We start from the raw sequence: 26110 nt of genomic DNA, 5'->3' as shown, positions 1-26110 counted from the left end.
CGTCGAGAGGCCGTCGGTCTCAGCCGGGCGGCGTCCGGTGCTGCATGGCGAGCACGGTCAGCTCGACGCGGGAGTGGATGTCGAGCTTCGTGAAGATGTGCTTCAGGTGGGCATCGACGGTGTGCGGCGACACGCACAGCTTCTGGGCGATGTCCTTGTTGGTCAGACCCTTGGCAACGAACCCGGCGATCCGCAACTCGCTCGGCGTCAGCGAGGGCCACGGGTCCGGCTCGCGCGCGGCCGCGGCGCCCAGCGGAGGCGTGTCCGTGGGTGCCACCTCAGCGTCGTACCTGGCTCTGCCCGGGAAGTGGGGGTTGTCGAGAACCATCTGGTCGAGGAGCACGACGGGGTGCGTCTTCAGCACGGCGACGAGCAGGTCGAGCCCGAAGCGCTGCAGGTCGTACATGCACATGAAGATCGCCGGCCTCCGGTCCACGACGTCGTTGAGGGCGGCCTCGTACACGAAGAAGTCATCGGCCCCATGAGGCTGCGACAGCACCCCCGGCCACGGCATCTCACCCGTGGCCCGCAGCAGCCCGCGGCCCTGGGCGACCACCTCGTCGAGGCTGTCGGAGAGCACCGACGTCATGTGCTCGACCGAGAACTTTCCGGACTGCAGGTAGACCTCCGACGCCGGGCGGACGTCGAACCGATCTGCCGGGGGCTCCGCCACGCCGGCCTCACCGACCGCCCGGGCCCGCACCGCGCCGGGCTCGAGACCGTCGATGTAGCACAGGCAGGTGTCCCCGTGCTGGAGACCCTGGCGCAGGAACGGGAACAAGATGTCATCCCGCTCCGCCGAGCCGGAGTAGAGAGCGCAGAGGTGTGTGCCTGGCGGGATCTGGTCCACGCCGGGGATCCCGATGTCGACGACATTCATATTGGTTCCTTGTTCTCGGCGATCCTACGCGCGTTGGTCGGTGAAGGCACGGCGTGGTCAGGAGGGCGGGTCGTCGTCGCGACGACCACGGTGGGCACCACGGATCTGCGGACACGGATCGCATCGCAGAGGTCTAGCGCTGTGGAGGAGATGAACCGTCGGTCCGGAGCCGGAGATCGGTCGGAGCAGGTGGTGCCGAGCGCGGGTCGCTCACGTCGGGCGCTTGCGGCGTGCGAGGCGGTCACGCCGGTCCTCCTCGCGCTTGGAGTATGCGGCAGCGCGAATCGCTTCGTCCGATTCCAGTCCCGAACCCAGACCACCTCCGACGGTTGCTGCTGACGCGACGAACCAGGCCAGGACGAACAGATCGCCGTAGCCCAGCGAGGCATGGAGGTAACTGCCCATCAGGGCGGGGTCGAGGACGAAGAACGCCCACGCCAGATTCACTACGTACAGCGCAACGTAGCAGATGAACACGCCGGTCATCAGCGTCATCAGGGTCGACGCGTTGTAGAGACGGGACCTTTCCCGCCCCGCGAGGAGTCGTCGTCGGGGCGGTCCCACAGCTCGCCGTCGATCACCAGCCAGGCCGCGACCAGAGCGACCGAGGCGATCGTCGCCACCGCCAGGCGCCACCACGACAGCGAGCCCGCGAGCAGCCAGACCGTCGAGTTGATCGTCGCCACGGCGCCGGTCGCCAGCGCCGCCACGAGCGCAGACTTCAGTCCCGGCACCAACAGCCAGGGGCGGTTGGCGAGCACCATGCCCTGGAGCAGGCGCCAGCGGCCCCGCCGGCGGGGGAGGACCACGCGATGCGCACCGTCGTCCGACCCCGGCTCCGTCATCGTGTCGAGGAGCGAGCGCACGGCACGGCGGGACCGAGCGTGCATACGTAGTCCGCCCAGGGCGGGCAGTGACAACACCGCGGTCCGTCGCCCCGGGTCGGTCTCGACCAGGAGAGGGCGGCCCTCGTCGTCGTGGAGGGGGAGCTCGGTCAGGCCGACGACCAGGTCCCAGTCCTGTTGACGGGCCCGGTCCTGCAGCCGACCCGTCGCGGTCTCGACGTCCTCGAAGCCGACGGTGAAGGGTTCGCTCACCACGATGATGTCCCACTCGTCGCTGCCGTCGAGGGGGCGCAGGTCGCTCATGCGCCGTGCGATCCGGGTCGGCGCGGCTGGATCTGCCACGAGCCCGACTCGGATCAGCTCCACATGAGTCGGTTACCCCGCGGGGCTGCGCCGAAACCACCGAGAGGCGAGGTCGATCGTCGCGCCCGACCCTCAGGCGCAGATGCCCGCGGCCGCTGCCGCATCCTTCTGCTTCTGGGTGGGGTTCTTGTCCGGGCCGTCGGCGGAGACGGAGTCGCGCACGAACGAGCCGAGCGGCCGGTCGTCGTTCACGAGCTCGACCAGCTTCTTGTGCGCGGGGAGCAGGCCCACGTGCGGGTAGCCCGCGGTGCCCTCGAGATAGAGGAAGTTGGGCATCGTCACGAACTTGATGTGGGTGAGATCGACGTCCTTCAGCTCGCCCGCCAGTCGCACCAGTGCGCCCGCGCTGGCCAGGTCGGGGCTGGCCTGGAGCGAGCTGGTGAGCGCGCCGGCGAAGCGGTAGAGCTTGTCGGGGCGGGCCAGCGTGTCGGCGGAGATCACCTTGTGGGCCATGGCAGCGATGAAGGACTGCTGCCGCTTCATCCGACCGATGTCGGTGCCGGCGAGCACGTGCCGGAGACGCACGTAGGCCAGCGCATCGGTGCCGTCCAGGTGGACCGACTCTCCTCGGTCGAAGTGCACGTGGAGGTAGGTCGGGTCGTCGAGCGGCTCCGGGATGCAGACGTTGACGCCGCCGATCGCGTCGACCATGTCCTTGAAGCCGCCGAAGTCGATGGTGAGGTAGTCGTCGACGTAGATCGGCGCGAACACCGACTCCACCTGCTCGACCGTGCAGGCGGGGCCGCCCACGCCGAAGGCGGCGTTCCACAGCACGTCGCTGGCGCCCGGGATGGTCTTCCCGTCGACCACGCAGTCCGGTCGGTCGACCAGGAGGTCGCGGGGGATCGAGATGCCGTACGCCGACTTCCGGTCCGCCGCGACGTGCAGGAGGATCGTCGTGTCCGAGACGCCACCGCCCGCCTCGCCGTCGACCTTGCAGCCCGCGCAGTCGCGGGTGTCCGTGCCCATCAGCAAGATGTTGAGCGGCTCGTGCGGCTGGTCGGCCGCCTGCGGCTGCTTGGCGTTCCGGTGGTGGATCCCCGGACCCTCGGCGATGTTGCTGTCGAGGTGGTTGTAGGCGAACACGACGGTCGCCGCGGTCACCAGCGCGACGACCAGCTCCGCGACGATGATGACGCGGAGCACGCCGCGGCGGTGCCTCTTCTCGGGCACGACGGGTTCCCTCCCAGGACTCCCGAGATCCAACGAAGGGCACAGCGTACGTGGCGTTTCGTGACAGTCGCGCGCCGTACGCTGACGGCCGTGTCCGATTTCCGCCAGATGAGGTCGGTGTCGTCGGCCAGGATGGACCCATGACCGCGGCGACCACCAGCATCGAGCGGCTCGACGCCGAGTCCTGCTACCGCGCGGTGAAGTCCCGCGACCGACGCTTCGACGGTGTCTTCTACACGGCCGTGCGCACCACCGGGATCTACTGCCGCCCGTCCTGCCCGGCGCGGACGCCGGCGTTGCAGAACGTCACGTTCCACCCGAGCGCCGCGTCGGCCCAGGCCGCCGGCTACCGAGCCTGCAAGCGCTGCCTGCCCGACGCGACACCGGGCAGCCCCGACTGGGACGTCGCCGCCACCGCGGCCGGCCGCGCGATGCGGCTGATCGCCGACGGCGTCGTCGACCGCGAGGGCGTCGAGGGACTCGCGGCGCGGGTCGGCTACACGCCGCGCCACCTGACCCGGATCCTCAACGGCGAGCTCGGCGCCGGCCCGCTCGCACTGGCCCGCGCGAAGCGCGCGCAGACCGCGCGGGTGCTGATCGAGACCACCGAGCTGACCTACGCCGACATCGCCTTCGCCTCCGGCTTCTCGAGCATCCGCCAGTTCAACGAGACGATCCGCGAGGTGTACGCCGCGTCGCCCACCGACCTGCGCGGGCGCCGTGGTGTCGGCCGGCCGACCACCGGCAGCATCACGATGCGGCTCGCCGTACGCACGCCGTACGCCGGTCACGCGCTGCTCGGGTTCCTCGCGACCCGTGCGGTGCCGGGCGTCGAGGCAGCAGGTGAGGGGTGGTACGCCCGGACGCTCTCCCTGCCCCACGGCAGCGGCACGGTGCGGCTCGAGATCCCCGACGTCACCGAGCCCGGGCAGACCGCGTTCGTCACCGCGGCCTTCGCTCTGGAGGACCTGCGCGACACCGCGGCGGCCACCGAGCGGGTGCGTCGGATGCTGGACGCCGACTGCGACCCGCTCGCGGTGGGCGACGCGTTCGCCGGCGACCCCGTGATCGGTCCGTTGGTCCGCGCGCTTCCGGGGCTGCGCGTGCCCGGCCACGTCGACGGGCACGAGATCGCGGTCCGCGCCGTGCTCGGCCAGCAGGTCAGCGTCGCCGGCGCACGCACCGTCGCGGCCCGCCTCGTCGAGCGCCACGGCCGCCGGGTCGCCCACCCGGTCATGGGGCTGACCCACCTCTTCCCCGATGCGGCGACGCTGGCCGGGCTCGCCCCGGAGGACCTGCCGATGCCACGCTCCCGCGGCCGGGCGCTGATCGCGCTCTGTGCTGCGCTCGCCTCGGGAGACCTGGCCCTCGACCGCGGGCCGGACCGCAACGACGTACGCCGCGCGCTGCTGGAGATCCCGGGCATCGGACCCTGGACCGCCGACTACATCGCGCTGCGTGCGCTCGGGCACCCCGATGTCTTCCTGCCGACCGACATCGGCATCCGCGACGCGCTCGCCGGGCTCGGCCGCGACCCGTCGAGCGCGGCGGAGCTCGCGGAGGGTTGGAGGCCCTGGCGCTCCTACGCGCAGCTGCACCTGTGGCAGACACTGAGCACGACACCGGGCAGCGGCCCGGGCAAGGAGAGCTGACATGTGGACCGTGATGGACTCACCGATCGACGAGCTGCGGATCGTCGAGCAGAACGGCGCGATCACCGCGATCGAGTTCTCGCCGTACCGACCTTCCGAGGGCCGGCCGCTCGGCCCGCGTGCCGACGACAACCCGGTGCTGGCCGAGGCGGTGCGCCAGCTGCGTGCCTACTTCGACCGTGACCTCAAGGAGTTCGACCTGCCCCTCGCGCCGGTGGGCAGTGCGTTCCAGCAGCGGGTGTGGGCGGAGCTGCTCGGGGTGGGCTTCGGCGAGACCGCGTCGTACGGCCAGATCGCCGGCCGCCTCGGCATGACCAACGCGGCCTCCCGCGCGGTCGGCCTCGCCAACGGCCGCAACCCGATCCCGATCGTGATCCCGTGCCACCGGATCATCGGCGCCAACGGCACCCTGACCGGCTATGCCGGGGGACTGCCCCGCAAGCAGCTCCTCCTCGAGCTCGAGCAGGATGCCCTGTTCTAGTCGCTCGCTGCGCTGACCCGTCGCAAGTGCACGCGAAATCAGCGCTGAGCCGTCGCTTGTGCACGCAGATTCGGCACTGACCCGTCATAAGGTGACGACGGATCGGTGCCTTGTCAGCGTGCAGAAACGACGGCTCAGCGCTCCTTCGGCGTGCAGAAGCGACGGGTCAGCGCTACTCAGCAGCGGCGCGACGCAGCGACTCGGACAGCCGCTCCGCAGCAGCGAGTACGGCGGGCGCGTGCATCCGGCCGGGCTGGCGGGAGAGCCGTTCGAGGGGGCCGGAGACCGAGACCGCGGCGATCACCTTGCCGCCGGGAGAGCGCACCGGCGCGGAGACCGAGGCGACGCCCTGCTCGCGCTCGCCGATGGACTGGGCCCAGCCGCGGCGGCGGATGCCGGACAGGGCGGCGGCGGAGAAGGCGGCGTTCTGGAGGCCGCGGTGCATCCGCTCCGGGTCCTCCCACGCGAGGAGGATCTGCGCAGCGGAGCCGGCGCGCATCGTGAGCTGGGAGCCGACCGGGATGGTGTCGCGCAGGCCGCTGGGCCGCTCGGCCGCGGCGACGCACACGCGGTGATCGCCCTGGCGGCGCCACAGCTGAGCCGACTCGCCGGTGATGTCCCGCAGCCGGGCGAGCACCGGTCCGGCGGTGGCCAGCAGCCGGTCCTCGCCGGCTGCGGCGGAGAGCTCCGCGAGGCGCGGGCCGAGCACGAAGCGGCCCTGCATGTCGCGCGCCACGAGGCGGTGGTGCTCGAGGGCGACGGCGAGTCGGTGGGCGGTGGGTCGGGCCAGGCCGGTGCCGGCGACGAGCCCGGCGAGGGTGGCCGGTCCCGACTCGAGAGCGGTCAGCACGAGGGCGGCCTTGTCGAGGACGCCTACTCCGCTAGAGTTGTCCATATGGCAATACTGCCGTCTCAGATCATGGGATGCAAGCGGTAGAGTCTGTGGCCTGGATGAAGGAACGTGGTGCCGAGGGTGTCGAGCCCCGGCGCGGATCGAGGGAGAGTGGCATGGGCAGGACGTTGTCCGAGAAGGTCTGGGACGAGCATGTCGTCCGGTCGAACGAAGGAGAGCCCGACCTCCTCTACATCGACCTCCACCTCATCCACGAGGTGACCTCGCCGCAGGCGTTCGACGGACTCCGGCTCGCCGGGCGCACCGTCCGCCGCCCCGACCTCACCCTGGCGACCGAGGACCACAACGTCCCGACCATCGACTGGGACAAGCCGATCGCCGACCCGGTGTCGAAGACCCAGGTCGACACGCTGCGCCGCAACACCGAGGAGTTCGGCGTGCGCCTGCACCCGCTCGGCGACATCGAGCAGGGGATCGTCCACATCATCGGCCCGCAGCTCGGGCTCACCCAGCCCGGGATGACGATCGTGTGCGGCGACAGCCACACCAGCACGCACGGCGCGTTCGGCGCGATCGCGTTCGGCATCGGTACGTCCGAGGTCGAGCACGTGCTCGCCACCCAGACCCTGATGCAGGCCAAGCCGAAGACCATGTCGGTGACCATCAACGGCAGCCTGCCCCCGGGCGTCACCGCGAAGGACATGGTCCTGACGCTGATCGCGCACACCGGCACCGGCGGCGGCCAGGGCTACATCGTCGAGTACCGCGGCCAGGCCATCGAGGAGCTCTCGATGGAGGGCCGGATGACCGTCTGCAACATGAGCATCGAGTGGGGCGCCAAGGCCGGCCTCATCGCGCCCGACCAGACGACGTTCGACTACATCGAGGGCCGCCCCGAGGCGCCGAAGGGTGCCGACTGGGACGCCGCGGTCGCGCACTGGAAGAGCCTGGTCACCGACGACGACGCCGTCTTCGACGAGGAGATCGTCCTCGACGCCAGCGAGATGACGCCGTTCGTCACCTGGGGCACCAACCCCGGACAGGGCGTGCCGCTCGGCGGCGCCGTCCCGTTCCCCGAGCAGTTCGAGGACGACCAGGACCGCATCGCCGCGGAGAACGCCCTGCGCTACATGGGTCTCGAGGCCGGCACGCCGATGCGCGAGGTCAAGGTCGACACGGTCTTCATCGGCTCCTGCACCAACGGCCGCATCGAGGACCTGCGCCTGGCGGCCGAGATCCTCGAGGGCCACAAGGTCGACCCCAACACCCGCCTGCTCGTCGTGCCCGGCTCCGTACGCGTGCGCCTGCAGGCGCAGGAAGAGGGGCTCGACGTGATCTTCAAGGAGGCCGGAGCCGAGTGGCGCGGCGCCGGCTGCTCGATGTGCCTGGGCATGAACCCCGACACCCTCGAGCCCGGAGAGCGCAGCGCTTCCACCTCCAACCGCAACTTCGAGGGCCGCCAGGGCAAGGGCGGACGCACGCACCTCGTGTCGGTGCCGGTCGCCGCGGCCACCGCGATCCGCGGCACCCTCTCATCGCCCGCCGACCTCGAGCCGGCCCTGACCTCCACGGGGAGCTGACCATGGACAAGTTCACGACACACACCGGCGTCGGCGTCCCGCTGCGTCGCAGCAACGTCGACACCGACCAGATCATCCCGGCCGTCTACCTCAAGCGGGTGACCCGCGCCGGCTTCGAGGACGGGCTGTTCGCGGCCTGGCGCAACGACCCGACCTTCGTCCTCAACAACGAGGCGTACGCCGCCGGCTCGGTGCTCGTCGCCGGTCCCGACTTCGGCACCGGCTCGTCGCGCGAGCACGCCGTCTGGGCGCTGCAGAACTACGGGTTCAAGGCCGTGATCTCGCCCCGGTTCGGCGACATCTTCCGCGGCAACTCCGGCAAGGCCGGACTGGTCGCCGCGCAGGTCGACGAGAAGGTCGTCCAGCGCCTCTGGGACCACCTCGAGGAGCACCCCGGTGCGACCGTCACGGTCGACCTGGAGTCGCGCACGGTGCGGGCCGGCGAGGGCGTCGACGCGATCGAGGACTCCTTCGACATCGACGACTACACACGGTGGCGGCTGCTCGAAGGGCTCGACGACATCGGCATCACGCTCGGGAACGAGGCGGACATCTCGTCGTACGAGCAAACTCGTCCGCGCTGGAAGCCGGCGACGATCCACGCGAGCTGACCGCTCCCTCGGCGAACGCGAGAACGGGCGAATCCCCAAGCAGGCTTGGGGATTCGCCCGTTTTGTTTGTGAGGAGCGGAGCGCTCCCGGGGCCGAAATCGCGTGAATACCGCTGCGCTGACCGGATCTCGTCATTCGGCCCGTCTGAAAAAGACGGGCGAAAACACCGCTTGGTGATTGTGAGCACGGCCACGAATACCTAGCGTGCGTTGAAGAAAGTCGAGCACGAGCTCGACCACTTGTCGTTCATTGGAAGGGAAGACAGTGAACAAGTCAGAGTTCATTGACGTGCTCGCGGCTCGATACGAGGGGAACCGCAAGGCTGCAGCTCACGCTCTCGAGTCCGTGCTGGACACGATCACGCGTGAGGTTGCGAAGGGCGAGAAGGTCGCCATCACCGGTTTCGGTTCGTTCGAGAAGCGCGTCCGCGAGGCACGTTGGGTGCGCAACCCGCAGACGGGTGCGCGGATCAAGGCCAAGAAGACGTCGGTGCCGAAGTTCTCGGCCGGAGCGGACCTCAAGAACGTCGTCTCGGGTGCGAAGAAGCTGCCCAAGCTGACGTTGGCAGCTGCTGCTCCCGCTGCGAAGAAGGCCTCGGCTCCGGCCAAGAAGGCGGCGGCCGCGGCGACGAAGAAGGCGGCTCCGGCCAAGAAGTCGGCGCCGGCCAAGAAGGCGGCAGCGGCGAAGAAGTCGGCTCCGGCCAAGAAGTCGGCACCCGCCAAGAAGGCGGCTCCGGCGAAGAAGGCGGCTGCGAAGAAGGCTCCGGCCAAGAAGGCGGCTCCGGCGAAGAAGGCTCCGGCCAAGAAGGTCGTCGCCAAGAAGGCACCCGCCAAGAAGGCGGCTCCGGCGAAGAAGGCTCCGGCCGCCAAGAAGGCGCCGGCCAAGAAGGCACCTGCGAAGAAGGCTCCGGCCAAGAAGGCCTGACCCACCAGCTCGGTCGACGGGCCGCCACCCTCTGGGGTGGCGGCCCGTCGTCACGTCGTGGTGGGTACGGCGGCCGCCGTGCGCGGACCGACGCCGAGGGCGACGGCCTCGCGCAGGTCGTCGAGGTCGTCGACGTCGCGTCGCACCGACGCCGCCACGTCCGCGAGCTCGCGCGCACCGGCATCGAGGTGCGCGTCGCGCGACCCGGGCCCGAACCGCGGGTCGAACTCCGCGTAGGCCGCGGCGTACAGCGTCGTGCCGACGCCGTCCGCGTCCGGCACGAACCACGGGTGCGGGCCGGAGACGCGGGCGAGGGTGGCTTCGAGGTCGCCGGCCACCAGGGCGGGGAGGTCGGCGCAGAGCGCCACCGGCACCAGGTGGGGCCAGCGCCGATGAGCCTCGGCCGCGGCCTGGCGCAGGGTGCCGTTGAGGTCGCCGGTGACGCCGTCGGGCACGGCCTCGCACCCCAGCGCGGTCAGCACTGTCGAGAAGCGCACGTCGTCGGTCACCACCAGCACCACGGCGACCGACGGTGCCGCCAGGCAAGCGGCCACGGTGTCCTGGGCGAAGGCCTCGGCGAGGCTGCGCCTGGCTTCGTCGCCGACGTCCCCGAGGCGTGACTTGGCGCGGGCCGGAGGCTTGACCGGCACGAGCACGGCGTACTGCTGATCGGACATCGCCACGATCCTGTCAGGCTCCTTCCGCGGGTGCGGCGCGGCGTCCGCTGGTGGGACGGATCCGGGGTCGGCGACCGAGTAGCCTGCGTCCGTGACGGTACGAAAGCTTCAGCAGAAGCGGGGGTGGGCGTGGAACCTCGCGGTCCCCGTCATCAAGCCGCTGCTGCTGGCCACCACCACCCACGAGTGGATCGGGGGCGAGAAGATCCCCGAGTCCGGCGGCTTCATCCTCGCGTTGAACCACATCTCCCACGTGGACCCGCTGACCGCCGCGCACATCGTCTACGACCACGGCCGGCTGCCGCGCTACCTCGCGAAGTCGGGGCTGTTCAAGAACAAGGCGTTCGCGTTCTTCCTCCGGGCGGCGGGCCAGATCCCGGTCGAGCGCCTGAGCAAGAACGCGGTCGGCGCGTACGACGCGGCCGTCGCGGCGGTGCGCGGTGGTGAGTGCGTCGTCGTCTACCCCGAGGGCACCATCACCCGCGACCCGGACGGTTGGCCGATGACCGGCAAGTCCGGCGCCGCCCGGATCGCCCTCGCGACGGGCTGCCCGGTCATCCCGGTGGGCCAGTGGGGTGCGCAGAGGATCCTCGCGCCGTACTCGAAGAAGCCCCACCTGTTCCCCCGTACGAAGATCGAGATGCGGGTCGGCGACCCGGTCGACCTCGCCGACCTGGCCGCGCTGCCCGCGTCGACCGCCGTGACCCAGCAGGCGACGGACCGGATCATGGCCGCGATCACGGAGCTCGTCGAGGAGATCCGCGGTGAGAAGGCTCCCGCGGAGCGGTTCGACCCCCGTCGTGCGGGCGTCAAGGAGACCGGCAATCCGAACAGGCAGCCGGACAAGAGGTTTCGTGGGAGGGACGCTTCGTGAGCGGCAAGGTCGCGATCTTCAGTGCAGGCTCGTGGGGCACCGCCTTCTCCATCGTGCTGGCCGACGCCGGCAACGAGGTGACGTTGTGGGCTCGTCGTGAGGAGGTCGCCGACGCGATCACCGAGCAGCGGGAGAACCCGGAGTACCTCCCGGGCGTCGAGCTGCCGCCCCAGGTGTCGGCCACGCACGACGTCGAGAAGGCACTCCACGGCGCCGACCTCGTCGTGCTCGCCACCCCGTCGCAGTCGCTGCGCGTCAACCTGACCGAGTGGGCGCCGTACATCGAGCCGAACGCCCTGATGGTGTCGCTGATGAAGGGCGTCGAGCTCGGCACGCTGGAGCGGATGAGCCAGGTGATCGCCGAGGTCACCGGGGCCGGCCCGGAGCGGATCGCCGTCGTCAGCGGGCCCAACCTCGCCAAGGAGATCGCCCGTCGTGAGCCGGCCGCCTCGGTCGTCGCGTGTGCCGACGAGCAGGTCGCCCGGATGCTCCAGGACCGCATCCACAGCCCGGCGTTCCGTCCCTACACGAGCGTCGACGTGCTCGGCTGCGAGCTGGGCGGGGCCTACAAGAACGTGGTGGCGCTCTCGGTCGGCATGGCGGTCGGCCTGGGCTTCGGCGACAACACGACCGCGTCGGTGATCACCCGCGGGCTCGCCGAGACCGCGCGGCTCGCGATGAAGCTCGGCGCCAACCCGCTGACCCTGATGGGGCTCGCCGGCCTGGGTGACCTGGTCGCCACCTGCTCGTCGCCGCTGTCGCGCAACCGGACCTTCGGCGAGATGCTCGGCCAGGGCATGACCGCCGACGAGATCTACAAGGTCACCCGCCAGGTCGCCGAGGGTGCGAAGTCCTGCGCGTCCCTGCTCGCCCTCGCCCAGCGCAACGGCGTCGACGCCCCGATCGCCCACCACGTCGACGCCGTGGTGGACGGGCGGATGACGGCGCAGGAGATGATGGACGCCTTCATCGCGCGCGACACCAAGGCCGAGACGGACTGACCGAGGAACGAGGTCAGGCCATCTGGTGGTGGTCGAGTAGCGAACGCGGCTGAGGAACGAAGCCGCGATGCAGCGTATCGAGACCCGGTAAGACGGAAGTCGGCCTCACGGTGGTCTCGATACCCTCGCTGGCGCTCGCTACTCGACCAACGACGAGAGCGCCGTTTCGAGGTCGTGCCACAGGTCGTCGACGTCCTCGACGCCGACCGACAGCCGGACGAGGCCGTCGGGGATGGTGGCCGGCTCGGCCTTCCAGCGTCGGCGCCGCTCCAGGGTCGACTCGACACCGCCGAGCGAGGTGGCGTGGATCCAGAGCTCGGTCTTGTGGCAGAGCAGGTCGGCGGCGAGAGCACCCTGGGCCAGCACGATCGAGACGATCCCGCCGAAGCCGGGGTAGCGGACCTCGCCGATGGCCGGGTGGTCGGCCAGTCGGCGGGCCAGCTCTGTTGCGTTGTCCTGCGCGCGCTCGACCCGCAGGTGGAGGGTGCGGACGCCGCGCAGGGTCAGCCAGGCCTCGAACGGACCGGGGATCGCCCCGACCAGGTCACGCCGGCCCTTGAGCACGTCGTACAGCGTGTCGTCGGCCGTCATGATCGCGCCCATCTGCACGTCGCTGTGGCCGGCGAGGTACTTGGTCGCCGAGTGCACGACGATGTCGGCGCCGAGCGCGAGCGGCTGCTGCAGCAGGGGAGTGGCGAAGGTGTTGTCGACGACGACGTACGCGCCGGCCTCGTGGGCGGCGGCCGCGATCGCCGGGATGTCGGCGAGCTCGAGCGCCGGGTTGGTGGGCGACTCGAACCACACGATGGCCGCGTCGTCGCAGGCTTCGACGACGGCCGCGGTGTCGGTGATGTCGACGAGTCGGGTCTTGATCCGGCCGCGTGCCTCGAGGTCGGCGAGCTGGAGGAGGGTCCCGGTGTAGGAGTGCGCGGGCGCCACCACCGTGGCGCCCTGCCCGACCAGGTCGAGCACGGTCGCGACCGCGGCCAGGCCGGAGGCGAAGGTCAGGCAGCGGCCGCCCTCCAGCGCCCCGAGGACGTCCTCGAGCGCGGTCCAGGTCGGGTTGCCGTACCGGCCGTACTCGAGGTCACCGCCGGCGACGTACGTCGCGGCCATGGTGATCGGGTGGTTGAGCGGCTGGTCCGGCTCGTGGGGCGGCCGGCCGGCCGTGACGGCGATGGTGGCGGGCCGCAGGTCCTCGGTCATGCCAGCAACCTAGACGGATAGGGTCGTGGCGATGAACTCCGCACCTGATCGGTCACCCCGCAAGCCCCGTGTCGCCGTCGTGTTCGGCGGCCGGTCCAGCGAGCACGCGATCTCCTGCGTGACGGCGGGCAGCGTGCTCGCTGCGATCGACCGCGACGCGTACGACGTGGTCCCGATCGGCATCGCCCGCGACGGCCGCTGGGTGCTCGAGTCCGGCGACCCGGAGCGGCTGCGCATCGGCGGACCCGACGAGCTGCCCGCCGTCGACGGCGACCGCGCGAGCATCGCGCTCGCTCCCGACCGCTCGTCGACCGACCTCGTCGTCACCGAGCCGGCGCAGCCGCCGCGCACCCTCGGCGAGGTCGACGTCGTCTTCCCGCTGCTGCACGGCCCGTGGGGTGAGGACGGCACCATCCAGGGCATGTTCGAGATGGCCGGGGTCCGCTACGTCGGGGCCGGCGTGCTCGCCTCCGCGGTGAGCATGGACAAGGCCTACATGAAGGTCGTGCTGGCGGCGGCCGGACTCCCGGTCATGCCCTCGGTCACGGTCACCGCCCGCGAGTGGGAGCGCGACGCGCAGGCCTGCCGCGAGCATGCGGCCCGGATCGGCTACCCGCTCTTCGTCAAGCCCGCCCGGGGCGGCTCCAGCATCGGCATCTCGAAGGCCCACGACGCCTCCGAGCTCGACGAGGCCGTCGAGCTCGCGCTCCGCGAGGACCCGAAGGTGCTGATCGAGGCGGCCGCCGAGGGCGCCCGCGAGGTCGAGTGCGGGGTCCTCCAGGCGCTCGACGGCACCCCGGAGACGAGCCTGCCCGCCGAGCTGCGGGTCGGCGGCGACCACGAGTTCTACGACTTCGCCGCCAAGTACCTGCCCGGCGAGCACACCGAGATCGTCATCCCCGCCGACCTGCCCGAGGGGGTCGCGGCCTCGCTGCGCGACCTGGCGGCCCGGGCCTTCGAGGCCGTCGGCTGCGAGGGCCTGGCGCGGGTCGACTTCTTCGTCTTCCCCGACGGCAGCCTGGTGGTCAACGAGATCAACACGATGCCCGGCTTCACGCCGACGTCGATGTACCCGCAGATGTGGGCGGCGTCCGGGGTCGACTACCCGGCGCTCGTGGACCGGTTGATCCAGCTGGCGCTCGCGCGCGACACCGGCCTGCGCTGAGCTACTTGCAGGACTGGACCTTCTCGAGGTCCCGGCCGACGACGTCGCCGATCTCGGCGGCCGCCGCTGCGAACCCCTCCGGCCGGTAGTCGCCCGGCAGGAACACCTGCACCCGCGGCCGGTAGCCGACGGCGGTCATGGTCACGTCGAGGGAGTCGTCGTCGGACAGCAGCACCGCGTCCGGCACGAACCAGCCCACGCCGTCGGCCTGCACGCAGGTCGAGGTCTCGGTGAAGTCGGTGGGCTCGTCGACGCCGCAGGTCAGCACGATCGCCGGGTCACCCCAGGCCGCGCCGTACGCGGTGTCACCCGTGATCTCGTGGGCCTTCTCGCCGGCCACGGTCGACGGCAGGTCGGCCACGAAGTCCTTGCAAGCCTGGGCGTCGGCCGCAGAGAGGCGCGGGGCGTCGATCTCGGCGGGGCCCGAGCTGCACCCGGCCGCAAGGAGTACGGCGGCGCACGCGACGACGCCCCGCGTCCGTGCGGACCCGGGGCGTCGGAGACGCGGTGAGGACGTCACTCAGATGTGCACGACCGGGCAGGTGAGGGTGCGCGTGATGCCGTCGAGGTTCTGCACCTTCGAGACCACGAGCTTGCCGAGCTCGTCGACGTTGCGGGCCTCGGCTCGGACGATCACGTCGTACGGGCCGGTGACGTCCTCGGCGAGGGTCACGCCCTTGACCTGCGCGATGGCGGTGGCCACCTCGGCGGCCTTGCCGACATCGGTCTGAATCAGGATGTACGCCTGGACGACCATCGAACTCTCCCTGCGATCTAGGGGTACTGCGGGCATGTGACCAAGCCAACCTACCGTGCAGTAGTCGCGTGTCGGTAGGTGGTCACCACCGCGGACGTTCGCATCTGGTGGGATGGGTCCATGTCCGACCCGCAGCCGCTCCCGCCCGACGCCACGCTCGCCGACGCCGGCGAGTTCGGCCTGATCTCGGCCCTCCTCGATCTCTTCCCCCAGGGGGAGGACGTGCTGATCGGGCCGGGCGACGACGCGGCGGTGCTGCGGATCAAGACCGGTCACGTCGTCGTCTCCACCGACCTGATGGTCGAGGGGCGGCACTTCCGCCGCGACTGGTCCTCGGCCTCCGACGTCGGGCATCGGGCGGCCGCCCAGAACATCTCGGACGTCAACGCGATGGGTGGTCGCGCCACGTCGCTCACCATCGGGCTGGCTGCGCCGCCGGACCTGCCTGTGGTCTGGGCGCTCGACTTCGCCCGCGGTTTCGCCGAGGAGTGCGCGCTGGTCGGCGCGAGCGTCGTGGGCGGAGACCTGACCCGGGCCGACGAGATCGTGATCGCGGTGACCGTGCTGGGTGTGTGCACGCAGCAGCCGGTCGTCCGCTCCGGAGCCCGCCCGGGCGACGTACTCGCGATCTGCGGGCGCCAGGGCTGGGCCGCCGGCGGGCTCGCGGTGCTCGGGCGGGGGTTCCGCTCCCCGCGGGTCCTGGTCGAGGCCTACCGTCGCCCGGAGCCGCCGTACGCCGCCGGACCGGTCGCCGCCGCCGCGGGCGCGACGGCGATGATCGACGTGTCGGACGGCCTGGTTGCCGATGCCGGCCACCTCGCCGAGGACTCGGCCGTCGCGATCGACATCCACCCGTCGGCGTTCGACGTCCCCGAGCCGCTGCACGCCGTCGGCGCCGCGCTCAACGCCGACCCGCTCCAGTTCATGCTCGGCGGCGGCGACGACCACGCCCTGCTCGCGACCTTCCCCGACACCGCCTCGGTGCCCGAGGGCTGGTCGGTGGTCGGCGAGGTCACCGAGGGGGAGGGCGTCACGGTGGACGGTGCGGAGTACGACGGCCCTGCGGGCTGGACGCACTTCTAGAGACCGTCCAGCCTGCCGGGTTGGGATTTCAGGTCACAGGCACCCGCGACAGCGCCGACTCGACCGCGAAACCCGGGGAAACTGGCGCCGACTCGACCGCGAACCCGGGGAAACTGGCGCCGACTCGGCTTCTCACGTGACACAGCAGAAGGCCCCCGAGAGCACAGAGCGCTTTCGGGGGCCTGCCTTCGTGCTATGTCAGCGGGTGACCTTGCCGGCCTTGAGGCAGCCGGTGCACACGTTGAGGCGCTTCGGGGTGCCGTTGACGGTCGCGCGGACGCGCTGGATGTTGGGGTCGAAGCGACGCTTCGTGATCTTGCGCGACCAGGGCCGGTTGTTGCCGAAGCCGGGCTTCTTGGCGCAGATGTCGCAGACGGCAGCCACCGTGTACTCCTGAACGATCGAGGTTGTGAACGAGGGGCCCGCGCTGGCGGGCAACCGCACAAGAGTATCCGATGCCCCCGGTGAGGTGAAAATCGTGCGCGACGCACTACCGTGTGGCACTCATTCTCCCCCTGAAGCAGGCGAGGACGTCGATGGAGACACCCCGGAGCGGCACCATCACGCTCGGGGTCGTGCTGCGGTTCGTGGACATCGCGACGGACGCCCTCGCGGAGGCCCGCGAGGAGATCGACGCCCTCAACGTCTATCCCGTGCCCGACGGCGACACCGGCACGAACATGTACCTCACCGTCTCGGCCGCCCGCGACGCCGTGCGCGAGGCGTCCGGCGGCGGTGACCCCGACGCCGACCTGGGTACGGCGCTCGCCGCCTTCAGCCGCGGCGCCCTGCTCGGGGCCCGGGGCAACTCGGGCGTGATCCTCAGCGAGATGCTCGGCGCGATCGCCCGCCGGATCTCGCGCTCCGCCCCGGACGAGCGCAACGCGCTGGTGATGGCCGACGCCCTCGTCCAGGCGACCGACGCCAGCTACGCCGCGGTCGGGACCCCGGTCGAGGGCACCATGCTCACCGTGAGCCGGGCCGCCTCCGAGGCGGCCGCCGCAGCGGCCAAGGACCCGGGGGTCCGGGCCCGGGACGTGTTCACCGTGGCGGCGGCCGCGGCCCGGGAGGCCCTGGCCCGTACGCCGGAGCAGCTGCAGGCGCTCGCGGACGCCGGCGTCGTCGATGCCGGTGGACGCGGTCTGAGCGTGATCCTCGACGCGGCCGAGACCGTGCTGACGGGTCGGCGCCCGGTGCCGGTCACCGCGCCGATCGGCAGCCACCAGATCCCCATCCCGCACGCGGCACCGGTGGCCTCCGGCGATCTCACCCCGGACGGACCTTCGTACGAGGTGATGTACCTCCTCGACGCCCAGGACGACGCCATCCCGGGGCTGCGCTCCACCCTCGGCCCGCTCGGCGACTCGCTGGTCGTCGTCGGGGGAGAGGGGCTCTGGAACGTCCACGTCCACGTCGACGACGTCGGTGCCGCCATCGAGGCCGGGATCGAGGCGGGCCGCCCCTACCGGGTCCGCGTCACCCACTTCGCCGAACAGGTGGCCGAGACCCGCCAGCGGGCCAACGCGCGCACCGGACGCCGGATCGTGGCGGTGGCCGCCGGGCCGGGGCTCCGGCTGCTCTTCGAGGAGGCGGGCGCCGTGGTCGTCCCCGGGGGCCCCGGCCACCGACCCTCCACCGGCCAGCTCCTCGAGGCGATCACGGGCTGCGGTGCGGCCGAGGTGATCGTGCTGCCCAACGACCACGACTCCGTGCGGGTTGCCCAGATCGCCGCCCGCACGGCCGAGGCCGACCTGGGCGACGCGGTCCGGGTGGCCGTGATCCCCACCCAGGCCCAGGTGACCGGCCTCGCGGCGATCGCCGTGCACGAGCCCGGCCGCAGCTTCGACCAGGACGTCCTCGAGATGACCGCCACCGCGCGCCATGCCCGTCAGGGCGCGGTCACCGTGGCCGCGAAGCAGGCGATGACGATGGCCGGGCCGTGCGAGCCCGGCGACGTGCTCGGCGTGATCGCGGGCGACTTCGCGGTCGTCGGGCAGGATTTGTACGACGTCGCGACCGACGTGCTCGACCGGCTCCTCGGCGGTGGCGGCGAGCTCGTCACGATCGTCGGCGGGCACGGCGATCCGGAGGGGTCGCTGGCGACTCGCTGCGCCGGCTACGTCGAGGAGCACCACCCGGCTGTCGACGTCGTGGTGTACGACGGTGGCCAGGAGCGCTACCCGCTCCTGATGTCCGTGGAGTAGGTGCCCATGATCAGTCTCGACTCGCCGGTGGCGACGGTCCTCGGCGAGCACAAGAAGAAGCGCGAGGCGATCGTCGACAAGCTCGGCCTGCGCACCGTCGACGACCTGCTCCACCACTTCCCGCGGCGCTACGTGAAGACCGGTGAGCTGACCCAGGTCGCCGACCTCGAGGACGGCCAGGTGCTGACCGTGGTCGGCGAGGTCGTCAAGAGCGACGTCCACACCTACAAGGACCGGCGCACCGGCAGGCCGGCGTACCGGCTCGACACCGTGCTCAGGACCGACGGCCCCTCGCTGCGGATGTCGTTCTTCGCCAAGAACCAGGGCATGGCCACCTGGAACGCCGGTCGCCTGCGGGTCGGCCGCCGCGGCATCTTCCTCGGCAAGGTCGGCAGGTTCCGCGACGACTGGCAGCTCACGAACCCGCAGATGGTGCTCTTCGGCACCGCCGAGGAGGACGCCGCCCAGCTGTCCCTCGACACGATGGGCGACTTCTACCCGATCTACCCGCTGACCAAGGGCGTCGACTCGTGGGACATCCAGCGCGCCGTGGCGTTCGCCCTGACCGTCATCGACGACATCCCCGACGTGCTCCCGGTGCCGGTGCGCACGGAGTACGAGCTCCTCGACGTCCGCCGTGCGCTCGAGTGGATCCACTCTCCTCACGACTACTCCGAGATCAGCCGGGCCCAGCGCCGCTTCCGGTTCGAGGAGGCCCTGGTCACCCAGCTCGTGCTCGCCCGGAGGCGCCGTGCCGTGCGCGAGCTCGGCGCCCGGGCACGCACCGGCGACCAGGGCGGCCTGGTCGCGGCGTTCGACGCTCGGCTGCCGTTCGAGCTCACCGCCGGGCAGCGCGAGATCGGCGCGCAGATCGACGACGACCTCGCCCAGCCGCACCCGATGAACCGGCTGCTCCAGGGCGAGGTCGGCTCCGGCAAGACGCTGGTCGCGCTCCGGGCGATGCTGCGCGTCGTCGACTCCGGCGGCCAGGCCGCGCTGCTCGCGCCGACCGAGGTGCTCGCCCAGCAGCACCACCGCTCGATCACGGCGATGCTCGGTGACCTCGCCTCGGGCGGCATGCTCGGCGGCGCCGCCGACGCGACGAACGTCGAGCTGCTGACCGGCTCGATGACCAAGGCCCAGCGCACCGGTCCGATGTCGCGGCTCGCGACGGGGGAGGCCGGCATCGTGATCGGCACCCACGCCCTGCTCGAGGAGACGGTGATCTTCGCCGACCTCGGCCTGGTCGTCGTCGACGAGCAGCACCGCTTCGGCGTCGAGCAGCGCGCCGCGCTCACCGACAAGGCCGGCAGCCCGCCGCACGTGCTCGTGATGACGGCGACCCCGATCCCGCGGACCGTCGCGATGACGATCTTCGGCGACCTCGAGGTCTCGACGCTGACCGAGCTCCCGGCCGGCCGCGCCCCGATCCAGACGAACGTCGTCCCCCTCGCCGACCAACCCCACTGGATGGGCCGGGTCTGGCAGCGGGTCCGCGAGGAGGTCGAGAAGGGCCACCAGGCCTACGTCGTGTGCCCACGGATCTCGGGCGACGAGCAGGAGCAGGGCGAGACCGACCAGGTGGACGTCGACGAGGACGGCAACGTGGTCGCCACCGACCGCCCCTCCGACGCGCTCAGCGCCGTGGAGGAGGTCGCCGTCCAGCTCGTCAACGGCCCGTTGCACGGCCTGCGTGTCGAGAAGCTGCACGGCAGGATGGCCGCGGACGACAAGGACCGGGTGATGCGCGCCTTCGCCGCCGGCGAGATCGACGTCCTCGTCTCCACGACCGTGATCGAGGTCGGTGTCGACGTCGCCAACGCGACCGCGATGGTGCTCCTCGACGCCGACCGCTTCGGCGTCTCCCAGCTCCACCAGCTGCGGGGCCGCGTCGGCCGAGGCGGACACCCCGGCATCTGCCTGCTCGTCTCCCACGGCGAGGTCGGTTCGCCGGCCCGCGACCGGCTCGACGCGGTGGCCTCGACCACGGACGGCTTCGAGCTGAGCCGGGTCGACCTCGAGCAGCGCCGCGAGGGCGACGTGCTCGGCGCGTCGCAGTCCGGCTTCCGCTCCGGCCTGCAGAACCTGCGCGTCCTGCGCGACGAGAAGACCATCGTCGAGGCCCGGGCCGCCGCCGTCGCGCTCCTCGAGGCCGACGCCGACCTCGCTCACGCACCCGACCTGGCGGTCGAGGTGGCCGCCCTGGAGCGGTCCGTGCAGTCCGACTACATGGAGAAATCGTGATCACCCCAGACGAATGCTCTCGTGGCTCCGCTTCGCCCGGGGACCTCGAAAGAGCATGACCCGCATCATCGGAGGGGCCGCAGGCGGCCGCCGCCTCGCCACCCCGCGCGGCGCCACCACCCGGCCCACCAGCGACCGGGTGCGCGAGGCGCTCTTCTCGGCCATCGAGTCGTGGTGCGGGTCGCTCCACGGGCTGCGCTTCCTCGACCTGTACGCCGGCTCCGGCGCGGTCGGCCTCGAGGCCTGGTCGCGGGGCGCGGGGGTCGTGACGCTGGTCGAGCACGACCGCAGGACCGCCGCCCTGATCTCCGAGAACGCCCGCTCGATCGGGTTCGCCCGCGCCCACGTGGTGTCCGGACCGGTCGCGCCCACGCTGCGCCGCCCGCCCAGTGCGCCGTACGACGTGGTGTTCCTCGACCCGCCGTACCCGCTCGGTGACGACGCCCTCGCCGCCGACCTGGCGGCGCTCGACCGGCACAGCTGGCTGGTGCCCGGCGCGATGGTCGTCGTCGAGCGCTCCTCGCGCAGCCCGGAGCCGACCTGGCCGGAGGGTCTGGCGGCCAGTCGGTCCAAGCGGTACGGCGAGACGACGCTCTGGTACGCCGTGGCCGATCCCGAGAAGCGGTAGCCTCCACGCCATGACCCGCGCCGTGTGCCCCGGATCGTTCGACCCGGTGACAAACGGTCACCTCGACATCCTCCGTCGGGCCGCCGGGCTCTTCGACGAGCTGGTGGTCGCGACCGGGACCAACCCGTCGAAGTCGCGTCTCTTCGACCCCGAGGAGCGCCTGCAGATGCTGCGCGAGGTCTGTGCGGACCTCCCGAACGTCACGGTGATGGGCTTCTCCGGGCTGATCGTCGACTTCTGCCGCGAGATCGGCGCCCAGGCGATCGTCAAGGGCCTGCGGGGCGGCAACGACTACGAGTACGAGCTGCCGATGGCCCAGATGAACGCCCACCTGACCGGGGTCGAGACCGTCTTCGTGCCGACCAACGCCGCGCTGGGCTACGTGTCCTCGAGCCTGGTCAAGGAGGTCGCCTCGCTCGGTGGCGACGTGTCCGCGCTCGTGCCGGGCAGCGTCCACGCCCGGCTCGTCGCTCGGCTGGCCGAGCACGCCTCGCCGGGCTCGTGACCCTGCCATTTGGTCCCGCCGGTCCCGCGCCGGTACGCTTCTCGCTGATCTGTTTGTGCCTGAAGTGGAAGTAGAAACCTGAGCAGCCTGGACCCGAGAGCGCCGCTCGTGCTCGACACCCGCGAGCTCGGCCGCCGCCCGGGGTCCCAGCGACAGGTGACACTGACGGTTCCGGCACCGGCAGATCTGGGCATCGAAGTCCTCCGTGTCCCGGAAGGCTCGCCGGTCGAACTCGATCTGCGGCTGGAAGCGGTCATGGAGGGGGTTCTGGTCACGGGTACGGCGCAGGCCGGGCTCGACGGCGAGTGCGTGCGGTGCCTGGAGCCGATCCACGACGAGATCGAGGCCCGGTTCCAGGAGCTGTTCGTCTACACCGAGCACCAGACCCCCCACGACGAGGACGACGAGGTCAGCACGCTCGAGGGAGACCTGGTCGACCTCGAGCCCCTGCTGCGGGACGCGGTGGTGCTCGCACTGCCGTTCCAGCCACTGTGCGAGGACGACTGTCCGGGACTGTGCATCGAGTGTGGTGCACGCCTGGCCGACGACCCCGACCACACGCACGAGGAGCCGATCGACCCGCGTTGGGCGGGGCTGGCCGAGCTCAAGCAAGACCCCGAAGCACCCGAGTAGTCCACAGGTACGGCCGGATCCCCGGTCCCGGTAGAGGAGAAAACAGTGGCTGTCCCGAAGCGGAAGATGTCGCGCAGCAACACCCGTCACCGTCGTTCGGCCTGGAAGGCCGTCGCCCCGACCCTGGTGACCTGCGCGAACCCCGCCTGCGGTGCCAAGCACCTGCCGCACCGTGCGTGCGGTACGTGCGGTCAGTACGGTGCGCGCGCCGACCGTCGTCAGGTCCTCTGACCACACCCGGTCCGCTGACCAACTACCCGGAACTGCGCGCCGCGCTCGGGGATCCGATCCTGGAACCCGAGCTCCTCGAGCGCGCCCTGACGCACCGGTCGTTCGCCTACGAGAACGGTGGGCTGCCGACCAACGAGCGTCTCGAGTTCCTCGGTGACTCCGTTCTCGGCGTGGTCGTCACCGAGACCCTCTACCTGACCCACCCGGACCTCTCCGAGGGCCGGCTGGCCAAGCTCCGCGCCGCGGTGGTCAACGCCCGGGCGCTGGCCGAGGTGGGTCGCACCATCGGCGTCGGCGACCACGTGAAGCTCGGCCGCGGCGAGGAGTCGACCGGCGGGCGCCACAAGGCGTCGATCCTGTCCGACACCGTCGAGGCCGTCATCGGCGCCGTGCACCTGTCCGGCGGTGGCTTCCAGACCTCCGCGGTCGTCGTGCACCGCCTCTTCGACCCGCTCATCGAGGCCGCCTCGGCCCTCGGGGCCGGGCTCGACTGGAAGACCTCGCTCCAGGAGCTGTCCGCCGAGCACGGCCTCGGCGTCCCCGAGTACGTCATCGAGGACGACGGCCCCGACCACCAGAAGACCTTCACCGCCCAGGTGCGGGTGGGTGACGCCCTCTACGGCAACGGTGTCGGCCGCTCCAAGAAGGAGGCCGAGCAGGCCGCCGCGGAGACGGCGTACGGCGAGATCGCCACCCGCCTCGGTGTCGAGGACCCCGCCATCGGCGTGGTCGCCGAGATCGCCTTCCGCAAGCACTGAGGGCCGGGCCGTTGCCTGAGCTCCCCGAGGTCGAGGTCGTCCGCGCCGGGCTGGAGCGCCACGTCGTGGGTGCGACCATCACCCGGGTCGACGTGCTGCACCCGCGGCCCGTCCGCCGTGACCTGCGCGGTCCCCTGGGTTTCGTGGAGGTGCTGACCGGCCGCCGCATCGAGGCGGCCCGCCGGCGCGGGAAGTACCTCTGGCTGCCGCTCGACAGCGGCGACGCCCTGCTGGGCCACCTCGGGATGAGCGGCCAAATCCTGGTGCAGCCGGCCGCCGCTCCCGACGAGCGGCACCTGCGCGTCCGCTTCTCCCTCGAGGGCGCCGACGAGGGACGCCCCTTCGATACGGCTCGTCCCTCACCCACTCAGGACATGGAGATGCGCTTCGTCGACCAGCGGATGTTCGGCGGCCTGTCGGTCTCCGCCGGCGGTGCCGAGCTGCCGTCCGAGATCGCGCACATCGCCCGCGACCCGCTCGACCCGGAGTTCGACGACGACGCGTTCGTCCGCAAGGTCCGCAAGCGCAGCTCGGGGGTGAAGCGCCAGCTGCTCGACCAGAACCTGATCTCGGGCGTCGGCAACATCTACGCCGACGAGGCGCTCTGGCGTGCGCAGGTCCACGGCGACCGGCCGGGGGAGCGGCTGACCGCCACCCAGGTGCGCGAGCTGCTCCGGCACGCCCGCGAGGTGATGGTCGCGGCCCTCGGCGAGGGCGGCACGTCCTTCGACGCGCTGTACGTCAACGTCAACGGGCAGTCGGGCTACTTCGACCGTTCCCTGCTCGCCTACGGGCGCGAGGGCGAGCCGTGCGAGCGGTGCGGCGCCCCGATCCGGCGGATCGCCTTCATGAACCGCTCGTCGTACTTCTGCCCGGTCTGCCAGCCGGCGCCGCGGAAGCGGCGGGTCACCCCGACCGAGCGGGGACCCCGCACGCTCGGTTCCCGCGCTCGGACTTTGCCCGTCGCGGATTGACCCGTGCGGCCTCGGGTGGGACTCTTGAAGACGGTCCACCCTTGTGGCCCGACCCCCCAACCCCCGGAGGCTCATCCATGGCCAAGGCGCTGATCGGATACATGAACAGCGACCTGCGGACCCCCGCCCGACTCGTGGCCGAGAACGACCGGCTGCGCTCGCGCGTGCACGAGCTCGAAGCGCTGGTGCTCCGCCTCACCGAGGAGAACGACAAGCTGACCGCCGCCCAGGCCGTCTCCATGCTCGACCTCGAGAACGCATCGATGCAGGAGATGCAGCCAGCCTGACCTCCGTGACGGCGACGACGCCCCGTCGTTGAGCCGTCATGAGATCGCTCGCCGTCACCTCGGCCCGCATCGTCGCGGCGCTGTCCATCGCGACCCTGGCCCTCGGCCTCGGGTCCGGTTCCGCCTCTGCTGAGGACGAGAACCCGCTCGGCGGCGTGCTCGCCAGCGCCAACGTCGCGCACCTCGGCTCGTACCCCTCGCAGGTCGGCATCTCCGGCTGCTTCATGCAGACCGCGCCGGTCCTGGTCACCAGCGGGCTCGACTCGGTGCGCGTGTGGGACGTCGGCGACGCGGCCCACCCCGAGGTCGTCGGGGTCCTGCCGAGCGCCCAGTTCGAGAACGAGGCGATGAACTGCGGTGAGCGGCGCACGCGCGACGGCGTACGCCGGTTCGCGCTGATCGGGATCGACTCGGTCCAGGCGTCGCCCGGCGACGTCCAGCACGCCAACGTCGGCGGCGGGGAGCTCGTCGTCGTCGACGTCACCGACCCGACCGCGCCGACGATCCTGTCCCGCGCGCCCGGCACCACCAGCACCCACACCGTCGCCTGCGTCGACCAGGCGAACTGCACCTACGCCTACTCCGCCGGCGAGGACGGGCACTTCTCGGTCTTCGACCTGCGCAACCTGGCCCGCCCGCACGAGGTCGACGCCGTGCGCGGCGAGGCCGGGGTCCAGCCGTTCCCGTCACCGACCGCCGGCCACAAGTGGAACTTCGACGCAGCCGGCATCGGCACCCACACGGGCTGGGGCGGCGCCTCCATGTGGGACACCTCCAAGCCCGCGAAGCCGCGCCTGATCACCACCACCGGCAAGGCGGGCCGGGGCGCCGACCCGAAGCACCCGGGTTGGAACGACTTCATCCTGCACAACTCGTGGCGGCCCAACGCCGCCGCGTTCAAGCCGCGCAGCAGCCCGTCGTTCGCGCACGGCAACGTGCTCCTCGTGACCGAGGAGGACTACGAGCAGACCGACTGCGCCCAGGCCGGGTCGTTCCAGACCTGGTGGGTCAAGCGGCTGGACGGCACGAAGTCGGCGATCATCCCGCTCGACAAGGTCGAGCTCGCCGACCTCGGCAGCTTCCCGCTGCCGCAGGGCGCCTTCTGCTCCTCGCACTGGTTCGACGACCACGGCGACGGCATCGTCGCGGTCGGCTTCTACGGCGGTGGCACGCAGCTGATCGACGCCCGGGACCCGCGTCACCTCGAGCCCTACGGGCACGCGCTGTGGCCGGGCTCCGAGGTGTGGGACGACCTGTGGGTGCCTGCGTACGACGCCCGCGGACGCCAGACCGGCGAGAAGACCAACGTCCTCTACGCGATCGACCTGGTCCGCGGCCTCGACGTCTACGCCGTCGACGTCCCCGGTGACGGGATCGGCGCGTTGCCGTCGACCGAGGCCTCGCCGTCGCGGAGCCTGGGCGACCGGGTGTCCGACGGCGTCGTCCCGGTCGGCCTGGTCGGGGGAGCCATGGCCTTCGCGATCGCCCTGCGCCGGCGGGTGCGCCCCGCACCGTAAATCC

General features: G+C 71.4%; 29 protein-coding genes. 19 read left to right on the top strand and 10 right to left on the bottom strand.

The window, feature by feature from the left end:
- Positions 1-19: 19 nt before the first annotated feature.
- The 4 genes from PD653B2_RS25310 to PD653B2_RS04755 all read right to left on the bottom strand — a co-directional run bounded on the left by PD653B2_RS25310 (position 20) and on the right by PD653B2_RS04755 (position 3261).
- Positions 20-880: an MEDS domain-containing protein gene (locus tag PD653B2_RS25310; RefSeq protein ID WP_085871183.1), complete on the bottom strand. Its 861-nt coding sequence runs from the start codon at positions 878-880 to the stop codon at positions 20-22.
- Between the two features lie 210 nt (positions 881-1090).
- Positions 1091-1375 carry a hypothetical protein gene (locus tag PD653B2_RS25305; protein ID WP_207559328.1) on the bottom strand — a complete coding sequence of 95 codons (285 nt, stop codon included), beginning with the start codon at positions 1373-1375 and terminating at the stop codon, positions 1091-1093.
- Complete coding sequence (locus tag PD653B2_RS04760; RefSeq protein WP_207559329.1) at positions 1375-2028, bottom strand: hypothetical protein; 654 nt, start codon at positions 2026-2028, stop codon at positions 1375-1377. The genes PD653B2_RS25305 and PD653B2_RS04760 overlap by 1 nt, the downstream gene beginning before the upstream one ends.
- 132 nt (positions 2029-2160) lie before the next feature.
- Positions 2161-3261, bottom strand: a complete 1101-nt coding sequence (locus PD653B2_RS04755) for an LCP family protein (RefSeq protein ID WP_085871182.1) — start codon at positions 3259-3261, stop codon at positions 2161-2163.
- 140 nt (positions 3262-3401) lie between these two features.
- Here PD653B2_RS04755 and PD653B2_RS04750 point away from each other — a divergent pair, with 140 nt between their 5' ends.
- Together PD653B2_RS04750 and PD653B2_RS04745 are read left to right on the top strand one after the other, a co-directional pair.
- Positions 3402-4913 (top strand): DNA-3-methyladenine glycosylase 2, encoded by a 1512-nt coding sequence (locus tag PD653B2_RS04750; RefSeq protein WP_085871181.1) that lies wholly within the window; start codon positions 3402-3404, stop codon positions 4911-4913.
- 1 nt (position 4914) lies between these two features.
- Positions 4915-5394 (top strand): methylated-DNA--[protein]-cysteine S-methyltransferase, encoded by a 480-nt coding sequence (locus PD653B2_RS04745; RefSeq protein WP_085871180.1) that lies wholly within the window; start codon positions 4915-4917, stop codon positions 5392-5394.
- Positions 5395-5566: 172 nt separating this feature from the next.
- Here PD653B2_RS04745 and PD653B2_RS04740 read toward each other — a convergent pair whose 3' ends face one another.
- Complete coding sequence (locus PD653B2_RS04740; RefSeq protein ID WP_085871179.1) at positions 5567-6289, bottom strand: IclR family transcriptional regulator; 723 nt, start codon at positions 6287-6289, stop codon at positions 5567-5569.
- Positions 6290-6402: 113 nt separating this feature from the next.
- Here PD653B2_RS04740 and leuC point away from each other — a divergent pair, with 113 nt between their 5' ends.
- The 3 genes from leuC (at position 6403) to PD653B2_RS04725 (ending at position 9362) form a co-directional block, all read left to right on the top strand.
- The gene (leuC, locus tag PD653B2_RS04735) at positions 6403-7827 is read left to right on the top strand and encodes a 3-isopropylmalate dehydratase large subunit (protein ID WP_085871178.1); all 1425 of its coding nucleotides are present in this window, start codon (positions 6403-6405) and stop codon (positions 7825-7827) included.
- A 2-nt stretch (positions 7828-7829) separates the two neighbouring features.
- Positions 7830-8438: a 3-isopropylmalate dehydratase small subunit gene (gene leuD / locus PD653B2_RS04730; protein ID WP_085871177.1), complete on the top strand. Its 609-nt coding sequence runs from the start codon at positions 7830-7832 to the stop codon at positions 8436-8438.
- Between the two features lie 264 nt (positions 8439-8702).
- On the top strand, positions 8703-9362 hold the full coding sequence (locus PD653B2_RS04725; protein WP_085871176.1) for an HU family DNA-binding protein: 660 nt from the start codon (positions 8703-8705) through the stop codon (positions 9360-9362).
- A 50-nt stretch (positions 9363-9412) separates the two neighbouring features.
- On the opposite strand, the gene cofC is transcribed toward PD653B2_RS04725, so the two are convergent.
- Positions 9413-10039, bottom strand: coding sequence for a 2-phospho-L-lactate guanylyltransferase (cofC, locus tag PD653B2_RS04720; protein WP_085871175.1), 627 nt, complete (start codon positions 10037-10039; stop codon positions 9413-9415).
- Between the two features lie 91 nt (positions 10040-10130).
- On the opposite strand from cofC, the gene PD653B2_RS04715 reads away from it, so the two are divergent.
- Positions 10131-10913: a lysophospholipid acyltransferase family protein gene (locus tag PD653B2_RS04715; RefSeq protein WP_085871174.1), complete on the top strand. Its 783-nt coding sequence runs from the start codon at positions 10131-10133 to the stop codon at positions 10911-10913.
- Positions 10910-11914, top strand: a complete 1005-nt coding sequence (locus tag PD653B2_RS04710) for an NAD(P)H-dependent glycerol-3-phosphate dehydrogenase (RefSeq protein WP_085871173.1) — start codon at positions 10910-10912, stop codon at positions 11912-11914. The genes PD653B2_RS04715 and PD653B2_RS04710 overlap by 4 nt, the downstream gene beginning before the upstream one ends.
- 138 nt (positions 11915-12052) lie before the next feature.
- Here the strand turns inward: PD653B2_RS04710 and PD653B2_RS04705 are convergent, their stop codons facing one another.
- Positions 12053-13120: a trans-sulfuration enzyme family protein gene (locus PD653B2_RS04705; RefSeq protein ID WP_085871172.1), complete on the bottom strand. Its 1068-nt coding sequence runs from the start codon at positions 13118-13120 to the stop codon at positions 12053-12055.
- 31 nt (positions 13121-13151) lie between these two features.
- On the opposite strand from PD653B2_RS04705, the gene PD653B2_RS04700 reads away from it, so the two are divergent.
- Positions 13152-14285 carry a D-alanine--D-alanine ligase family protein gene (locus PD653B2_RS04700; protein WP_085871217.1) on the top strand — a complete coding sequence of 378 codons (1134 nt, stop codon included), beginning with the start codon at positions 13152-13154 and terminating at the stop codon, positions 14283-14285.
- Between the two features lies 1 nt (position 14286).
- Here PD653B2_RS04700 and PD653B2_RS04695 read toward each other — a convergent pair whose 3' ends face one another.
- Complete coding sequence (locus PD653B2_RS04695; protein ID WP_085871171.1) at positions 14287-14805, bottom strand: DUF3515 domain-containing protein; 519 nt, start codon at positions 14803-14805, stop codon at positions 14287-14289.
- A complete protein-coding gene (locus tag PD653B2_RS04690; protein WP_028645383.1) occupies positions 14806-15042 on the bottom strand; it encodes an Lrp/AsnC family transcriptional regulator in 237 nt (78 codons plus the stop codon).
- Positions 15043-15162: 120 nt separating this feature from the next.
- Here PD653B2_RS04690 and PD653B2_RS04685 point away from each other — a divergent pair, with 120 nt between their 5' ends.
- Entirely contained in the window at positions 15163-16125 is a 963-nt protein-coding gene (locus PD653B2_RS04685) for a thiamine-phosphate kinase (protein WP_085871170.1), read from the top strand.
- 198 nt (positions 16126-16323) lie between these two features.
- Here PD653B2_RS04685 and rpmB read toward each other — a convergent pair whose 3' ends face one another.
- Positions 16324-16509 carry a 50S ribosomal protein L28 gene (gene rpmB / locus PD653B2_RS04680; protein WP_011756723.1) on the bottom strand — a complete coding sequence of 62 codons (186 nt, stop codon included), beginning with the start codon at positions 16507-16509 and terminating at the stop codon, positions 16324-16326.
- Between the two features lie 152 nt (positions 16510-16661).
- On the opposite strand from rpmB, the gene PD653B2_RS04675 reads away from it, so the two are divergent.
- From PD653B2_RS04675 to PD653B2_RS04630, 10 genes are all read left to right on the top strand, one after another.
- Positions 16662-18329, top strand: coding sequence for a DAK2 domain-containing protein (locus PD653B2_RS04675; RefSeq protein ID WP_085871169.1), 1668 nt, complete (start codon positions 16662-16664; stop codon positions 18327-18329).
- Between the two features lie 6 nt (positions 18330-18335).
- Positions 18336-20573: an ATP-dependent DNA helicase RecG gene (locus tag PD653B2_RS04670; RefSeq protein WP_085871216.1), complete on the top strand. Its 2238-nt coding sequence runs from the start codon at positions 18336-18338 to the stop codon at positions 20571-20573.
- 55 nt (positions 20574-20628) lie between these two features.
- Positions 20629-21201: a 16S rRNA (guanine(966)-N(2))-methyltransferase RsmD gene (gene rsmD, locus PD653B2_RS04665; RefSeq protein ID WP_085871168.1), complete on the top strand. Its 573-nt coding sequence runs from the start codon at positions 20629-20631 to the stop codon at positions 21199-21201.
- A gap of 10 nt (positions 21202-21211) precedes the next feature.
- Positions 21212-21706, top strand: coding sequence for a pantetheine-phosphate adenylyltransferase (gene coaD / locus PD653B2_RS04660; protein ID WP_085871167.1), 495 nt, complete (start codon positions 21212-21214; stop codon positions 21704-21706).
- 78 nt (positions 21707-21784) lie between these two features.
- Positions 21785-22339 carry a YceD family protein gene (locus tag PD653B2_RS04655; RefSeq protein ID WP_085871166.1) on the top strand — a complete coding sequence of 185 codons (555 nt, stop codon included), beginning with the start codon at positions 21785-21787 and terminating at the stop codon, positions 22337-22339.
- A 45-nt stretch (positions 22340-22384) separates the two neighbouring features.
- Positions 22385-22570 carry a 50S ribosomal protein L32 gene (gene rpmF / locus PD653B2_RS04650; protein ID WP_085871165.1) on the top strand — a complete coding sequence of 62 codons (186 nt, stop codon included), beginning with the start codon at positions 22385-22387 and terminating at the stop codon, positions 22568-22570.
- 14 nt (positions 22571-22584) lie between these two features.
- Positions 22585-23328 (top strand): ribonuclease III, encoded by a 744-nt coding sequence (gene rnc, locus PD653B2_RS04645; RefSeq protein WP_414689150.1) that lies wholly within the window; start codon positions 22585-22587, stop codon positions 23326-23328.
- 11 nt (positions 23329-23339) lie between these two features.
- Positions 23340-24302 carry a bifunctional DNA-formamidopyrimidine glycosylase/DNA-(apurinic or apyrimidinic site) lyase gene (gene mutM / locus PD653B2_RS04640; RefSeq protein WP_085871164.1) on the top strand — a complete coding sequence of 321 codons (963 nt, stop codon included), beginning with the start codon at positions 23340-23342 and terminating at the stop codon, positions 24300-24302.
- Between the two features lie 77 nt (positions 24303-24379).
- Positions 24380-24589, top strand: coding sequence for a hypothetical protein (locus PD653B2_RS04635; protein ID WP_085871163.1), 210 nt, complete (start codon positions 24380-24382; stop codon positions 24587-24589).
- Between the two features lie 38 nt (positions 24590-24627).
- Positions 24628-26106 (top strand): hypothetical protein, encoded by a 1479-nt coding sequence (locus tag PD653B2_RS04630; protein ID WP_085871162.1) that lies wholly within the window; start codon positions 24628-24630, stop codon positions 26104-26106.
- The last annotated feature ends 4 nt before the right edge of the window (positions 26107-26110 follow it).

It is taken from the genome of Nocardioides sp. PD653-B2, from assembly GCF_002117935.1.
Lineage (GTDB): Bacteria > Actinomycetota > Actinomycetes > Propionibacteriales > Nocardioidaceae > Nocardioides.
Note: the sequence above shows the minus strand (reverse complement) of the source record. Positions and strands in the feature narration are given on the sequence as shown.